Below are 13,654 nucleotides of genomic sequence, written 5' to 3'. Positions count from 1 at the left end.
CGGCGGAAGTTCGACCACATTAGCTGCTTCCCGCTGCGCCCAGTAGCAGGAAAGCAAAAACGACGGCGGCGCGCCTACTCCCCGGGGGTAGCGCCGGCGTCGGCGGCCATTCCCGCAAAGCCGATGGTGAGTGTGTCGAGGACCGTCTGCCGGGTAAATACCCCGCTGCCGGGTTCCGTTTCGGTGAGCAGGTCGATGGTGAACAGGACCGTAGTGCTTTCCGCCGTGGGGTTGGCCGGCAGCGCAAAGCCGGAGGTGTAGGCGTACGGGGGTTCGAGTGCGAAGCTTCCCTGGTCATTCGCGAGCTCCACGCCCAGGGCGTCCACGCGGGCATTAAAGCGGGCGACCCGGACAGCTCCCGGAACCGGTGAGCCATCGATCTTAACGCTCAGGTTGATGATCGGTGAAGATTCGGGTGTCCAGCCGGCCGGGTCCTCGCTGGTCCAGTAGTCCAGCAGGAGGGTGTGGGACGCCGCCCCCAGGCGGTGGCTGGTGGAACCCTCTGCCAGCTCGTTTTCCACCGCGCGTCCGGCTTCCCGTTCTTCTGCCTGGCTGTCCACGGTGCCGTTGCCGGGGAAGCCGGGGACTGAACACGCCTGCAGGCCCGGCATTAGGGCCAGGGCGGCCGCCAGGCCAATCATCCGTCCGGCCCTGGGTGCCCGGTGGTTGACGCGTGTCATACCCTGAACCCCCGGTGCCGGCGCAGCGCCTTGCGCAGCATGAACAGGGTCTGGACAAGCGTGGTGATGTACAGGATGGGCCAGCCGATGGCCAGCACGGCGGACTGCACGCCGGCTGGAAGATTGAGCCAGGCGAAGCCCAGCCCCGCAATGATGACCAGGGCTGCCAGGGCGGGCATCAGGAACCCGTAGCCGGCCCCCCGCTCCGCCCGGGCCTGCGCGGCCCAGTTGTCAGTCTGCTGCTTCGAGAAGAACTTGGCCCAGGCGCGGACAAAATGACCGATTCGCAGCCAAAGATAGAGCTCTGCCGGGACGGCAAGTAACGCGAAGGCGATATCCCGTGCACTTCGGTCCTTGATGGACAATGCGATGCGGACGTTGAGGATCACGGCAACGAGGGGAGGAATAAGCCAGAACCAGTAGAAGACGTAGGCACCTATGCTGAGCGACGCGGCGAGCAGCAGGATAAAACCCATGCGGGTGACGATATTGAACAGCATGGAGACGTTCTCGCTCCAGCGCAGCCGCAGGTTCGGATGCAGCGGCTGGCCAGGGGTGTTGCTCCGCTGTCCCGGCCACATGAGGTCGATTGCCCCGTAGTTCCATTTCACCTGCTGGCCGTCCAGCGCCCGCAGGGTTCCCATTCCTCCCACTGAGGCCCGGGCACGGGCGGAGATCTTGGTGGCGTAGCCAATGCTTTTGATCTGCAGCGAAAGCAGCGAGTCCTCAACCTCCGAGTCCTTGACCCACGGCGTGGCCTGGCGGTTGTCAACCATGACGTTCTTCAGGGCTTCCATGGACAGGATGGAGCACTGGCCGCCCAGGACTGCCATGTTCCGGCCCCGCAGAAGATTGTCCATATTGAAGGCGGCGAACTGTGCCCGCTGCCCGGTGGTGAGGTACTTGGCGATCATGCCCTTCTTCGGCTCGGCGACGGTGTAGATCGCCGAGACTCCGCCAACCCGGGGATCGCTGAGGATCTCCTTCTCCAGATGCTCTACGGCGTGCCTGTCCAGGACAGTGTCCCCGTCCACACCGAGGAAATAGTCATAGCCGTCGCGGACCTGGCTGAAACCGTAGTTAAGGGCACCAACCTTCTTGTCCGTGTTGACGCCGATGTCGTGGACAAAAACCTCGGTTCGGTACGTGAGGTCCTGGTACGTGTGCTCGTGGGGTCCGGCGAACTCCCTGGCGAGGTAGAACGTCTCGTCATCGGTGTTGTTGATGACCACATGGATGACATCCGGCAGCCGGGTCTGCGTCAAGAGCGCGTTGAGGACGTCGGCTATGGTTTCCTCTTCGTTGTAGGCCGGAATGACGCAGGCAATGGTTGCCCGGTCCGACGACGATTTCTCTGCTGTCTTCCGCTGAACCACTGTCAAGTAGTCGGCGCGGGGTATTACCTGATCCGTGATCATGGAGCCTTCCTCCAAGCATCTGTAGCACCGTTTGCAGTCGCAATTTTTACAGCGGAAATACTCGAGTAGTCGAAAGTTTTCCGCAGGAATTGCACAAATTTGGACTCAGTCCACTTTTTAAACCTGCAATGCGCGGTTCGGCCGGGGGAGGGCAGGACCGCGCGGAGGATGCCCCGTGCTGGTGCTTTGGCAGCCTTAGAGAAGCTGGGCCAGGACGGCGGCTGTGGCCAGTAAGCCCAGCAGGGTTCCCTGTACCGGTTTGGTGAGCCGTGCGGTTCGTCCGAGGATTCCGCCCGGCACCTGGTGCATGAGCCAGTTGCGGCGGCCGTTGATCTTATGCATTGGCGGTCTGTCCCTTCTTCCTGCCGGATGCGAGCGCAGTTGGTAGTTTTAGTCTGCTTCGCTCCGGTGCGGCGGCGCCAACCCGCGGGCCGTGATTTTTACTGCGCACGGGTGTGGGGCGGGCGATACCCGAGTGCTGCGCGGGGTTGCAGGAGTGTCAGGCCGGGCACACCGTGCGGTGAGACTGGGCACTGCGGGCGTGCTGTTGGCCAGAGCTGGCGCGGGTGGGCGCCGGTAACCTTCCAGGCGGCCGTTCTACCCTGAAAAGATGAAAATTCTGCCCCTCGCGGCAGCAGGGTTCATGGCTTCAGCCGTAGCCGCAGCCGGAACACTGGCCGCAACTGCTATCCACAAAGATCCAAGACCTTCAGCCCTGTTTATCCGCGGCTTGTTCTCCAGTGGGGGAAAGGTGCAGCTGCGGACGCTGCGCAGGCACGTACCGTCCGGGGGAGTCCTGGCCCACCGGTCCCTTCCATACCTGGAGAAGTCAGCCCGCCAGTCTTTGGACCTTTTCCTGCCTACCGAGTCAGGGAACGGCCCGCACCCCGTAGTGGTGTGGGTGCACGGCGGTGCCTGGATTTCCGGTTCGAAGGAAAACGTTGCTCCGTACCTGGAGATCCTGGCCGGACACGGCTATGCCGTTGCCGGCGTGGGCTACTCCATCTCTCCGGAGGCGAGCTACCCGCAGGCTGTCACGGAACTGAACCATGCGCTCGGATATCTCCGTGAACGCGCGGGGGAGTACGGCATCGATCCGGACCGGATCATTCTCGCCGGAGACTCCGCCGGAGCGCAGCTGGCCGCCCAGTTGGCGCTGATCATTACCGATCCCGATTACGCTGCCCGAACGGGAGTGGTTCCGGCGGCTGCGCCGCAACACCTGCGCGGCACGCTTCTGTTCTGCGGTGTGTACGACCTCAAGACCATGGCCAAGCTCACGGGTCCGGTGGGCTGGGGATTCCGCACGGCGCTGTGGGCGTACACCGGCTCCAAGGACTGGGCCTCCACCCCGGCGGCGGAACACATGTCCATCCTGGAACATGTTGGGGAGAGCTTCCCGCCGACGTTCATTTCCGGCGGCAACGCTGACTATCTCACCGACCCGCAGTCCCGGCCGTTGGCGTGCAGGCTTGAGGAGCTGGGTGTGCCGGTTGTGCAGCGGTTCTGGCCCAAGGAGCACAGGCCCGCGCTGGGACACGAATTCCAGTTCAAGCTGCAGCTCAAGGACGCCCGCCTTGTCTTGGCGGACACCCTGGACTTCCTGGACGCGGTGACCGGAGACGCATCGGTTCCGGTGCGCTCGGACTTTCAGGCCACGGCCTAGCGCCCGCAGCAGCAAGAAGCCGGTCCGTCCCTGCCTGGGACGGACCGGCTTTTCGCTGTGTACTAGGACTGCCAGATGTCGTCCCCGCGCAGGGAGGCGTCGGCGCCGCCGTCGCAGTAGATGGTCTGGCCGGCGAGGTGGGAGTTCTCCTCACTGGCAAGCCAGGCCAGGATCCGGGCGATGACAACCGGCTCGGAGTGCCCGTTCAGCGGCATGGGAACATTCTCGTCGACCATCCTGACACCCTCGGGGGTGGCCAGGAGCTCCTTGGTCATGGCGGTCAGCACGGTACCCGGGGCCACGGCGTTGAGCGGGATGCCGTTGCCTGCATAGAGCTCGCTGATGGAGGCGCGCCGGACCCACCGGCTCAGGGCGCGCTTGGAGGACGGGTAGTTCAGGTACCCGATCTGCGGGCCCTGGTCCGCGAGCTTCTGACCAATCTGGCGGGCGAGGGGCTCGTCCCCCGCGAGCATGGCATCGACCAGCTCGGGGGAGTTGGGCTGCAGCGACGCCATGGAGCTGACGACGACGGCGCGGGGTGCTTCGCTGCGTGCCATGACGGGGGCGAGACGGTCAAGGAACTCGGTGACGCCGAAGAAGTTCACGGAGACAGTGAGCGGCACCGGTGCGGAGATTCCGGCGCACGCAATGACAGCGTCGACAGTGCCGCCGGCAAGTTCAACTGCGCGGTCGGCAGCGATCTGGCGTCCCTCGGGGGTGCTGAGGTCGGCTTCCACCTCGGCATTGCGCAGGTCCACACCAATGACGGTGTTGCCGCGTTCTTTGAGCAGCTGTGCCGTCGCTGCACCAATGCCGGAAGCGGATCCTGTGACGATATAAGTACGAGTAGTCATACTTCGAGATTACTCCCGCAACAGGTGTGGTATACGGCCCCTGTGCCGGGCTGGGCCGCGGAACCCGGGATTAGCGGGCGTTCAGTGCAGGGAGGCGTCTGCGGCGGTAACCCGCCAGGAGTGGAACACCGCTTCGAAGCGGGAAGATGTCGGGGACGCCACATATGGTCCTGCAGCGACGGGGCCGGCGGGGGAGAGGGGGGCCACGCGCAGCAGCTCGAGCGGCTGGCCGGGCAGTCCGGCGCGGATGGTGAGGGCATCTGATGTCCAGCTGGCGCGCACCAGGGTCCGTTTGCCCAGCCATCCGGAATGCGGCGAGGAAGACCAGTCCGATTTGGGGGATGTGACGACCGCGCCGGCCTGCAGGCTGCCGTCGGCGAATTCGATGCCGGCCTTGACCCAGAGATCCGGTGCGGCGCGCAGGAAGATTCCCGCCTGGTCGAACTGTTCGAAGGTCTGTGCGGTGAACTCGACTTCCATGGCCGAATCCGGCCGAAACGGAGCGAGCAGCGCGTTCTCGGTCGCAAACGTGAAGCCGTAGGCTGTCTCACGCCAGGCATCGCTGCCTTTGGATGCCGTGACCTGCAGGTTCGTCCCGGACTGGGATATGCCCGCGGGCTGGTTCGTCCAGGTTCCTGCATTCCAGTCCAGTGTGCGTTCTTCATTCATGAGTTCCCCGTGGATTGACGGCTCGAATAGGTTGGACATGCCGCTGACCTCAAGCGCCATGTTTGGTTGCCCGCAATATACCCCGGAGACAGATCCGGGGGACCGCTTCCGAACTGCTACTTGACATAATGTAGATTATCGGCACATTAGGAAGTCTCTGGGAGCGGGTCCCCTGCGCCTGCTTTGTACCAACCCCGCCGGAGTGCGTTCCAGCCCTGCGGAACGCGCCGGAACGTTCCCGCGCCGGAAATCCTCCCGGCACTCTGCCGCCGCAACCGTTCCCTGGATGCTGGAATTCAATGCCTCAGGGAAAAGGTACCTCACGTGTTTTTGCTCATGTTTGCCGTGGTGCGCCCGTTCACATTCAGTTGACATAATGTCCCCCGCCGCCGGAACGCCGCCCGCCGGGAGCTTTACATAACACACTGCGGCGGCGAGGGAACAAATGTCCAGAACGCGTCGTTGTACCGGGCACTGACCTGCGGTGAAGCGGAAAGTGCGGGGATTCGAGCTCCCCTGCTACACACGTCCAGCTGCAGGATCACCTGACGCGGAACGTCCTGGCCGGCGCTCCGGGGCACCCTGTCCGGAGCCAGCGGCAGGAATTCTGCGGAGCTGCCACAGAAAGACCTATTCAGAAGCCGTTTGGTGTGTTATGCGGCTTCACCTATATGATCTACGCTCGAACCCCCCACAAATTCAGGAGACAAGCACTACACATGGCTACCGATTACGATGCACCCCGCGTCAAAGAAGAAGACCAGCCGACGGACTCTTTGGAGGGGCTGAAGGCCCAGCAGCGCGGCGGGGCGATGACGGCGGTTATCGACGTCGAGGAATCCGACGCTATCGACGGGTTCGACCTTCCGGGCGCCGACCTCTCCGGCGAAGAACTGCTGATCAAGGTTGTTCCGGCGCAGGCCGATGAATTCACCTGCATGTCCTGCTTCCTTGTTCGTCACCGCTCCCAGATCGCACTGGAGAAGAACGGCGACAAGTACTGCGTGGACTGCGAAGGCTAACGCCTCTTCCCTGCACGTCAACACTTGAGGCCCCCGGCAGGAATGCCGGGGGCCTCAAGCGTCTCCGGAAGCCAGCCGCCCGGCGTGCCGGTTGTGCCGGGGCCACTAGGATGGATCCGTGATCTACGAACCCAGTGCAGCGGAGTCGCCCGCCGCCATCCGCTCCCTGGTCCTTCCGATGCTGGAGCAGGATCTTGTTCCCATCGTCCAGCTGGGACACCCCGTGCTCCGCCGTCCGGCCCTGCCCTATGAAGGACAGCTCCAGGCAGACGAACTCCAGGCCTTGATCGGTCTCATGAGGCGTGTCATGCACCACGCCCCCGGTGTGGGACTGGCTGCCCCGCAGATTGGCATACCGCTGCGTTTGGCCGTCCTCGAGGACGCCTACGCGCCGGATCCCGAGGCCGCGGAAATACGGGAACGCACCCCGCTGGAGTTCTTCACCATCATCAACCCGCGCTACGAGCCCGAAGGCACGCAGACGGCAGCGTTCTACGAAGGCTGCCTCTCCTTCGAGGGCTATCAGGGAGTTGTGGAAAGGTACCGTTCCGTCCGACTGGATTACGAGGACGAGCACGGCCAGGCGCAGCAGCGTTCGTTCTCAGGCTGGCCCGCACGGATCGTCCAGCACGAAACGGACCATTTGAACGGAATCGTGTACGTGGACAAGGCCTTCACCCGTTCGCTGAGTTCCAACGCGGAGTATCCCCGCTGGGCAGCTGAAGACATCGAGGCCGCCCGCCGGACCCTGGGCTTCTAGGCCGTCTGCGGCGAAGCAGGAAGGACCTGCTGCGGAACCCCGGCTCCCAGAGTCCCACAGCAGGTCCGGAAGCCCTAGACGGCCGCAGTTGCCGGCTGCTTACCGGCTTCTTCACTGGATTCGGCCCGGTTCGCCGGGGTAGGCAGCCACCGGGCCCACCAGCGCAGGATGTGCTCGAACCGCTGCCGCCGGTGCCACGGCGTTCCGGCGCGCGAGAGTTCGTGGTTCTCCCCCGGGAAAAGCAGCAGCTCGGTGGAAACCCCCTGCAGTTTCAGCGCGGTGTAGTAGCGCTGTGCCTGCTCCACCGGGCAGCGCAGGTCCTCCTCGGAGTGGATCACGAGGGTCGGCGTGCGAACCTTGTCCACCTGGGCGAACGGGCTTTGGGCCGCAACTTTCTCCGGATCGCTGCCCGTGTATGCGGCCGAGAAGAACCAGCCAATGTCGGCTGAGCCGATGAAGGACAGCGGGTCCAGGAAACCGCGCTCAACGATGGAGGCGGTGAACCGCTGGTCCTGTGAGATGGTCCAGGCCGTCAGGTAGCCGCCGTAGGACCCGCCCATAACGCCCAGCCGTTCGCCGTCGAGCTCCGGATGAGCTGCCAGGACCCCCTCGAGGAAACCAAGGACGTCCTGGAGGTCCAGGGTTCCCATCGCCTCCTTGATCGCCCTTCCGTGTTCCTGGCCGTAGCCGGAAGAACCGCGCGGGTTGCACATCAGCACCGCGTACCCGGCAGCGGCATAGGCCTGTGCCTCGTCGAAGAGACCCCAGCCGTACTGTGAGAACGGACCACCGTGGATGTTCAGCAGCACCGGATGCGGGCCTTCGCCTTCAGGCAGCACAACCCAGCCGTGGACGGGATAGCCGTCCGCGGAGGGGTGTGTCTCCTCCACCAGCGGCAGCACGCCGGCTTTCTCCCGGAAACCGGCCGAGAAGTCCGTGAGGACACGGAGCTGGCCGGCAGCGGACGGATCCACGACGGCCAAATCACCGCTGGTCTGCTGATCGGTGAAGGCAACCACTACGGTGCCGGCAGCTTCCGCTGCCCCGGTCACCACGCGTGGACCGGACACCAGGGTGCTGAGCGCACCGGTCCGGTCGATGCTGAGCAGTTCACAGGCACCGCGGTTGAGGTTGAGGACGAGGACGCTGTCCCCCGCCGGGACAACCGGTCCCCCGGCGAGGTCCATTCCCTCGGGATCCGTCAGCCGCGAGGCGGCTGCCGGATCCGCCATGGGGGCCGCATAGAGTGCGGTGTTGCGCGCTACGAAATCCAGGCCTGTCTCGGAGACATCCTGTCCGAGGTAATACAGCCAGCCGCCGTCGGCGCTCTGCACCGGGTGCGAAACGCTCAGGCGACTGCCGCCAAGGTTGCTCAGCCTGCGCGGTTCGCCGGCGCCGTCCAGGCGCAGCTCGTAGACATCGGTGACCAGGTCCGTATCGGCATCGCTGTGCAGGGCAGCAGTGAAGAGAATGGCGGATCCGTCCGCAGTGAAGACCGGGTTGCTGACATCGGCGTCGAAGTCCGTGAGCTGCCTCGCCTCCGGCAGCCCGGCCGTTTTGCGCTCATCCTTCGGCGCTGCCTCCGCTGCCCGGCCCACCGGCGCAACGAAAGGCTCCGCAGCCAGGTCCGGCACCGGCACGACGAACGCCTGGACGAACTTGTCCCGGGTGTAGCCGGCACCGTTCATCCGGTAGTTCAGGGTGGTGATCAGGCGCGGGTCCTCCGCGCCGGACGAAACGCCGTCGACGGTTCCGTAACGGCCGTGTTCAGGTTCCCGGGAGGAAAAGAGGATGTGCCGGGAGTCCGGCGAGAACCTGAACCAGGAGACGCCCAGATGGCGGTCCGTGAGCTGGACCGGCTCACCGCCATCGGACGGAATGGCATAGAGCTGCGGACGGCCCCCAGGTGCCGAACGCAGGAAGGCGATCACCGATCCGTCCGGCGAGAACTGGGGTGCGGAGTCACTGTATCCGCGGGTCAGGCGCCGCGGCGCTGACCCGTCCAGGCGGACATCCCACAGCTGGCCGACGTAGGAGTCTGCCGCGAAGTCGGGCCGCTGGACGGAGGCCACGGTTCGGGTGCCGTCGGGGCTGAGGGACGGTTCGGAGACGGAGTTCAGGAGATCCAAATCACTGGGTTTCATGGAACCGAGCCTAGCAATACACCGGCGCTCCCCAGGCGGCACCCGGAAAGGACCGCGCTCGCTGGCCGGAACCGTGCGCGGCCTAAGATTGGGATATGCCCACCGGAAAACGCCGCCTGCTGACCTGCCCAAACTGCGGCGGTGACCTTCGCCCTGATGCTGCACGGACCCGGCTCAGCTGTCCCTCGGGACACCGGTACGACGCCGCCAAGCAGGGATACTTCAACCTGCTTACCGGGGCCGGCACCAAGTTCCAGGCGGATACCGCGGCGATGGTCCAGGCGCGGAGTGCGTTCCTCGAGGCCGGACATTACGAGCCGCTGGCACGCAGGCTAGCCGACCTGGCGGCTGGAGCATCAGCCGCAGATGCTGGAACCGGACCTGTCCTCCTCGACGCCGGGGCCGGCACCGGCTACTACCTCCGGGAAGCGGAACAGGCAGCGGGAGCATCCGTATCCGTTGCGCTGGACATTTCGAAGTTCGCCCTTCGCCGGGCCGCACGGGTGCTGCCGGCGGGCTTCGCCCTGGTATGGGATGTATGGCGCCCGCTGCCGCTGGCGGACGGGGCAGCCGACGTCCTGCTCAACGTCTTCGCGCCCCGGAACGCCGCCGAATTCCGCCGGGTGCTCGCCCCGGGCGGCGTGCTTCTGGTAGTCACTCCCCTGCCGGGCCACCTGCAGGAGATACGGGGCCTGGCCGGCATGCTGGAGATCGGCAGTGAAAAGGAAGCGCGTGTGGCGCAGTCACTGGGACCCGAATTCGAGGCCGGGCCGGCGGAGCATCTTGAGTACACCATGGCACTGGGCCGGACCGACGTCGAAAACGTGGTCCTGATGGGTCCTTCCGCGCACCACGTGGACGCGGATGCCCTCGCCGGCACCCTTGACCGAACCGAATTCCCGCTGCCGGTAACCGCGGCATTTGCGTTGCAGCAGTTCCGGGCTGCGGCCTGAACAGGCGCTGATCCCCGGGCCGCAGGTACGCCCGCGGCCCCGAATCGTGCCACACCCGTAACCGGGTGCGCCTAGGTAAACCCGCGTTTATCAGGCAGAATAAGCCACAAAGCCCGTAACTAACCCACTCCGCCCGGCGCTGGACGGCTCTGCAGCACCCGGCACCGGGATGGTCGGAGCCGGAGGGAAGATCATGCAGGAACTGTACAACTGGCTTGTCGACTACGGCTGGGTTCTCTGGCTCGTCCTCTTCCTGGGTTTCGCGGCGATCGAGACCCTCACCCTGGACCTCTTCTTTGCCATGCTCTCGGTGGGTGCCCTGGCTGCCATGCTGGCCGCGATTCTCTCCGCGCCCCTTTTCCTGCAGGTCGTCGTCTTCTGCGTCGTTGCACTGCTGATGATTGTCCTGGTCAGGCCCGCTGCCCTGAAACACCTCAAGACCGGGAGCAAGGAGCAGCGCTCGAACATAGAGCGGCTCATCGGGGACACCGCCGTGACGCTGGAGCCCGTGGGGTCCCGCACCGGGACGGTAAAGCTCGCGGGAGATACCTGGACCGCGCGCACCGGAGACGGCTCCCTGCTGCCTGCGGGCGAGCAGGTGGAGGTAACCCGGATCGAAGGCGCCACCGCGGTCGTGGAGCCGCTGCGCGCCGCTGATACCCGGTCCATCGACGGGCACCCCGAAGACGACGGCGGTGTGAACGGCCGCCGCTAACTACCACCACGGGAACCCCGCCAACCGGACGGGGTCCCAGCGCTCCTTGGCACGGGGCAACAACCAGGCCGGACACCAATGCTGTCCGGCCGCAATGCAAGGGGGAATATGGAAACCACCGTCCTGTTAGTCATCCTGGCTGTCCTGGTCATCTTTGTCCTGGTCGTCCTGGTCAAGTCCATCCGGATCATTCCGCAGGCCCGGGCCGGCGTCGTTGAACGCCTTGGCAAGTACCTGCGCACGCTGAATCCGGGCCTGAATATCCTCATCCCGTTCGTGGACCGGCTGCTTCCGCTGCTGGACCTCCGCGAGCAGGTTGTGTCCTTCCCGCCGCAGCAGGTGATCACCGAGGACAGCCTCGTGGTCTCCATCGACACCGTGGTCTACTTCCAGGTCACTGACGCCCGTGCCGCGACCTACGAGATTGCCAACTACATCCATGCCGTGGAACAGCTGACCACGACGACCCTCCGCAACGTCGTCGGCGGCCTGAACCTCGAAGAAGCGCTGACCTCCCGCGACCGGATCAACGGCCAGCTGCGCGGCGTGCTCGACGAAGCCACCGGACGCTGGGGCATCCGGGTTTCCCGGGTTGAGCTCAAGGCCATTGAGCCGCCCCTGTCCATCCAGGACTCGATGGAAAAGCAGATGCGCGCCGAGCGTGAGCGCCGGGCAACGATCCTCACTGCCGAAGGTACGAAGCAGTCACAGATCCTCACCGCTGAGGGCCGTCGCCAGGCAGCCATCCTTGCCGCCGAGGGTGATGCCAAGGCTGCGATCCTCCGCGCTGACGGTGAAGCCCAGGCCATTCAGAAGGTCTTTGACGCGATCCACAAGGGCAACCCGGACCAGAAGCTCCTGGCGTACCAGTACCTTCAAACACTGCCCAAACTCGCCGAAGGTGATTCAAACAAGCTGTGGATCATCCCCAGCGAACTCGGTGAAGCGCTCCGCGGTGTCGGTTCGGCCCTGGGCGACTACCTGCCGGATGTCCGGCCGGCGGCTGGCTCCGGGACCGGAAGGCCTGCCGACGCCGGAACCGCGTCTACCGATACCACCGCAACCCTCCGTGCCGACACCGGCGACGGCGCTTCCTAGGCTGCCAGTCGCCGCAGTGCCCGTCTCCGGCTATAATTGACTGTTCGCCGGGGTTCTGGGTCTGACGGGAACAGGATTCGCGGTTCTGGCGTTGAACCGGATGAGAAAAGCCGGTGTGCAGCCGGCAGCAGCTTGAGCGGCTGTCCCTACGGGCAGCGGGCATTACTGATGGGCCCCTGGGCCTTTCGAAACTGATGAGGGAGAAAAGATGAGCGATCGTAGCCTGCGGGGTATGCGACTGGGTGCGCAGAGCATGGAGACGGAATCCGGCGTCGAGCCGGCTCCCCGCCAGCGTGTCGAGTACCGCTGCGAGGACGGCGAACGCGTGTTCGTAACCTTCGCCGCCGAGGCAGAGGTTCCCCCGGTCTGGGTTTCCAAGACCGGTAAGGAAGCGCTGCTGGTTGACGGCGAGAAGCCGGACACCAGCAACGACAAGCCGGTGCGTACGCACTGGGACATGCTGCTCGAACGCCGCAGCATCGAAGAACTCGAAGTGATTCTCCAGGACCGGCTGGACAAGCTCCGCGAACGCCGCGGAGAACGCGCCGCGTCCTAGGCAGGTGCCGCACGGCATCCCCCACGGCGAAGGCCGGCAGCTCAACGCTGCCGGCCTTCGCCGTTTCCCGCGGCAGCCTCCTCCAGGCCGCCGGGATGGGCCTACCCCCGCTTCGTCAGTTTGTTCCAGCGAGCTGCCATCCCCCACTTGGTGACGTTGGCAATCGCCTCGAAAACGATGTTGCCGCTCATCTTGGAGGCACCGAACTCGCGCTCAACGAAGGTGATGGGCACTTCGGTGATCTTCAGGCCGAGCCGGGCCACCCGGAAGGTCATATCAACCTGGAAGCCGTAGCCCACTGATTCAACGGCGGACAGGTCCAGCTTCTCCAGGGTGGTCCGCTTGAAGGCACGGTATCCTGCGGTGATGTCCCGGACCGGGATGCCGAGCATCAGCCGGCTGTAGGTGCTGCCTGCACGGGAGAGCAGCTTGCGGCGCAGCGGCCAGTTCACTACCGATCCGCCGGGAACCCAGCGCGAGCCGATCACGAGGTCAGCACCTGCAGCGGAGGCCTCCAGCAGCAGCGGGAGCTGCTCCGGTTTGTGGGAACCGTCAGCGTCCATTTCCACCAGGACGTCGTAGCCGTGTTCAAGGCCCCAGCGGAACCCTGCAATGTATGCCGCTCCCAGGCCTTCCTTGCCCTTGCGGTGCAGCACGTGCACCGCCGGATCGAGTGCCGCCTGTTCGTCGGCGTAGGCGCCGGTGCCATCCGGGCTGTTGTCGTCGGCAATGAGCACATCCGAGTCCGGTACGGCCGCGCGGAGCCGCTGAAGCGTTTTGGGCAGCGATTCTATCTCGTTGTAGGTGGGGATGATGGTGAGGACGCGCACTCAAAGGCCTTTCAACGAACACGAGCCGCGCTGATCGCGGCTCGGAAGGGGTCTGCGGACGGGGGCAGAACCACCAGTATATGGGACGGTGCCCGACGCCGGCCTGGCGAGGCGTGCGCCTGGTCCGGACGCAGGCGCACAAAGGGACAGGCACCTCCGTCTTCGGGCCAGTTCCGGAGGCTCCGGACCTGTTTTCTACTGACGGTTGAACCTGTCCCCAAGTGCGCAGCGAAAGTTGCTGCAGATGGCCCTGCACCGCTTCCGGGTGGAGGACCATCACCCCCACACA

14 protein-coding genes are annotated in these 13,654 nt (G+C 65.0%); 7 read left to right on the top strand and 7 right to left on the bottom strand.

Annotated elements, in window-relative coordinates; genetic code table 11:
- Nucleotides 1–74 precede the first annotated feature (74 nt).
- The 3 genes from GD628_RS09090 to GD628_RS16480 all read right to left on the bottom strand — a co-directional run bounded on the left by GD628_RS09090 (nucleotide 75) and on the right by GD628_RS16480 (nucleotide 2,440).
- Nucleotides 75–680 (bottom strand): hypothetical protein, encoded by a 606-nt coding sequence (locus GD628_RS09090; protein ID WP_152274483.1) that lies wholly within the window; start codon nucleotides 678–680, stop codon nucleotides 75–77.
- On the bottom strand, nucleotides 677–2,098 hold the full coding sequence (locus GD628_RS09085; RefSeq protein ID WP_152274482.1) for a glycosyltransferase family 2 protein: 1,422 nt from the start codon (nucleotides 2,096–2,098) through the stop codon (nucleotides 677–679). Before GD628_RS09085 ends, GD628_RS09090 begins: the two co-directional genes overlap by 4 nt.
- A 195-nt stretch (nucleotides 2,099–2,293) precedes the next feature.
- Nucleotides 2,294–2,440, bottom strand: coding sequence for a hypothetical protein (locus GD628_RS16480; RefSeq protein WP_193313232.1), 147 nt, complete (start codon nucleotides 2,438–2,440; stop codon nucleotides 2,294–2,296).
- A 268-nt stretch (nucleotides 2,441–2,708) separates the two neighbouring features.
- Here GD628_RS16480 and GD628_RS09080 point away from each other — a divergent pair, with 268 nt between their 5' ends.
- Entirely contained in the window at nucleotides 2,709–3,764 is a 1,056-nt protein-coding gene (locus GD628_RS09080; protein ID WP_152274481.1) for an alpha/beta hydrolase, read from the top strand.
- 62 nt (nucleotides 3,765–3,826) lie between these two features.
- Here GD628_RS09080 and GD628_RS09075 read toward each other — a convergent pair whose 3' ends face one another.
- Both GD628_RS09075 and GD628_RS09070 read right to left on the bottom strand, forming a co-directional pair.
- On the bottom strand, nucleotides 3,827–4,618 hold the full coding sequence (locus GD628_RS09075) for an SDR family oxidoreductase (RefSeq protein ID WP_152274480.1): 792 nt from the start codon (nucleotides 4,616–4,618) through the stop codon (nucleotides 3,827–3,829).
- Between the two features lie 81 nt (nucleotides 4,619–4,699).
- Nucleotides 4,700–5,326, bottom strand: a complete 627-nt coding sequence (locus GD628_RS09070) for a DUF1349 domain-containing protein (RefSeq protein WP_226802450.1) — start codon at nucleotides 5,324–5,326, stop codon at nucleotides 4,700–4,702.
- 680 nt (nucleotides 5,327–6,006) lie between these two features.
- Here GD628_RS09070 and GD628_RS09065 point away from each other — a divergent pair.
- The gene (locus GD628_RS09065; protein WP_091604775.1) at nucleotides 6,007–6,309 is read left to right on the top strand and encodes a DUF4193 domain-containing protein; all 303 of its coding nucleotides are present in this window, start codon (nucleotides 6,007–6,009) and stop codon (nucleotides 6,307–6,309) included.
- A gap of 178 nt (nucleotides 6,310–6,487) precedes the next feature.
- Nucleotides 6,488–7,069 carry a peptide deformylase gene (locus tag GD628_RS09060; protein WP_152274610.1) on the top strand — a complete coding sequence of 194 codons (582 nt, stop codon included), beginning with the start codon at nucleotides 6,488–6,490 and terminating at the stop codon, nucleotides 7,067–7,069.
- 74 nt (nucleotides 7,070–7,143) lie between these two features.
- Here the strand turns inward: GD628_RS09060 and GD628_RS09055 are convergent, their stop codons facing one another.
- Entirely contained in the window at nucleotides 7,144–9,213 is a 2,070-nt protein-coding gene (locus tag GD628_RS09055) for a S9 family peptidase (RefSeq protein ID WP_152274479.1), read from the bottom strand.
- A gap of 95 nt (nucleotides 9,214–9,308) precedes the next feature.
- On the opposite strand from GD628_RS09055, the gene GD628_RS09050 reads away from it, so the two are divergent.
- From GD628_RS09050 to GD628_RS09035, 4 genes are all read left to right on the top strand, one after another.
- Nucleotides 9,309–10,166, top strand: a complete 858-nt coding sequence (locus tag GD628_RS09050) for a methyltransferase domain-containing protein (protein WP_152274478.1) — start codon at nucleotides 9,309–9,311, stop codon at nucleotides 10,164–10,166.
- Between the two features lie 193 nt (nucleotides 10,167–10,359).
- A complete protein-coding gene (locus GD628_RS09045; protein WP_338083414.1) occupies nucleotides 10,360–10,881 on the top strand; it encodes an NfeD family protein in 522 nt (173 codons plus the stop codon).
- A gap of 108 nt (nucleotides 10,882–10,989) precedes the next feature.
- On the top strand, nucleotides 10,990–11,979 hold the full coding sequence (locus GD628_RS09040) for an SPFH domain-containing protein (protein WP_152274477.1): 990 nt from the start codon (nucleotides 10,990–10,992) through the stop codon (nucleotides 11,977–11,979).
- Nucleotides 11,980–12,187: 208 nt separating this feature from the next.
- On the top strand, nucleotides 12,188–12,535 hold the full coding sequence (locus tag GD628_RS09035) for an RNA polymerase-binding protein RbpA (RefSeq protein WP_091604785.1): 348 nt from the start codon (nucleotides 12,188–12,190) through the stop codon (nucleotides 12,533–12,535).
- A gap of 101 nt (nucleotides 12,536–12,636) precedes the next feature.
- On the opposite strand, the gene GD628_RS09030 is transcribed toward GD628_RS09035, so the two are convergent.
- Nucleotides 12,637–13,365, bottom strand: coding sequence for a polyprenol monophosphomannose synthase (locus GD628_RS09030; protein WP_152274476.1), 729 nt, complete (start codon nucleotides 13,363–13,365; stop codon nucleotides 12,637–12,639).
- Nucleotides 13,366–13,654 lie beyond the last annotated feature (289 nt).

It is taken from the genome of Arthrobacter koreensis, assembly GCF_009193255.1.
Classification (GTDB): domain Bacteria; phylum Actinomycetota; class Actinomycetes; order Actinomycetales; family Micrococcaceae; genus Arthrobacter_B; species Arthrobacter_B koreensis.
This window is presented reverse-complemented; position numbering and strand designations above follow the sequence as displayed.

What these genes read in the sequence shown, in the direction of transcription:
- GD628_RS09090 (WP_152274483.1), bottom strand. Translation starts at nt 680, where the DNA reads ATGACACGCGTCAACCACCGGGCACCCAGGGCCGGACGGATGATTGGC.
- GD628_RS09085 (WP_152274482.1), bottom strand. Translation starts at nt 2,098, where the DNA reads ATGATCACGGATCAGGTAATACCCCGCGCCGACTACTTGACAGTGGTT.
- GD628_RS16480 (WP_193313232.1), bottom strand. Translation starts at nt 2,440, where the DNA reads ATGCATAAGATCAACGGCCGCCGCAACTGGCTCATGCACCAGGTGCCG.
- GD628_RS09080 (WP_152274481.1), top strand. Translation starts at nt 2,709, where the DNA reads ATGAAAATTCTGCCCCTCGCGGCAGCAGGGTTCATGGCTTCAGCCGTA.
- GD628_RS09075 (WP_152274480.1), bottom strand. Translation starts at nt 4,618, where the DNA reads ATGACTACTCGTACTTATATCGTCACAGGATCCGCTTCCGGCATTGGT.
- GD628_RS09070 (WP_226802450.1), bottom strand. Translation starts at nt 5,326, where the DNA reads ATGTCCAACCTATTCGAGCCGTCAATCCACGGGGAACTCATGAATGAA.
- GD628_RS09065 (WP_091604775.1), top strand. Translation starts at nt 6,007, where the DNA reads ATGGCTACCGATTACGATGCACCCCGCGTCAAAGAAGAAGACCAGCCG.
- GD628_RS09060 (WP_152274610.1), top strand. Translation starts at nt 6,488, where the DNA reads ATGCTGGAGCAGGATCTTGTTCCCATCGTCCAGCTGGGACACCCCGTG.
- GD628_RS09055 (WP_152274479.1), bottom strand. Translation starts at nt 9,213, where the DNA reads ATGAAACCCAGTGATTTGGATCTCCTGAACTCCGTCTCCGAACCGTCC.
- GD628_RS09050 (WP_152274478.1), top strand. Translation starts at nt 9,309, where the DNA reads ATGCCCACCGGAAAACGCCGCCTGCTGACCTGCCCAAACTGCGGCGGT.
- GD628_RS09045 (WP_338083414.1), top strand. Translation starts at nt 10,360, where the DNA reads ATGCAGGAACTGTACAACTGGCTTGTCGACTACGGCTGGGTTCTCTGG.
- GD628_RS09040 (WP_152274477.1), top strand. Translation starts at nt 10,990, where the DNA reads ATGGAAACCACCGTCCTGTTAGTCATCCTGGCTGTCCTGGTCATCTTT.
- GD628_RS09035 (WP_091604785.1), top strand. Translation starts at nt 12,188, where the DNA reads ATGAGCGATCGTAGCCTGCGGGGTATGCGACTGGGTGCGCAGAGCATG.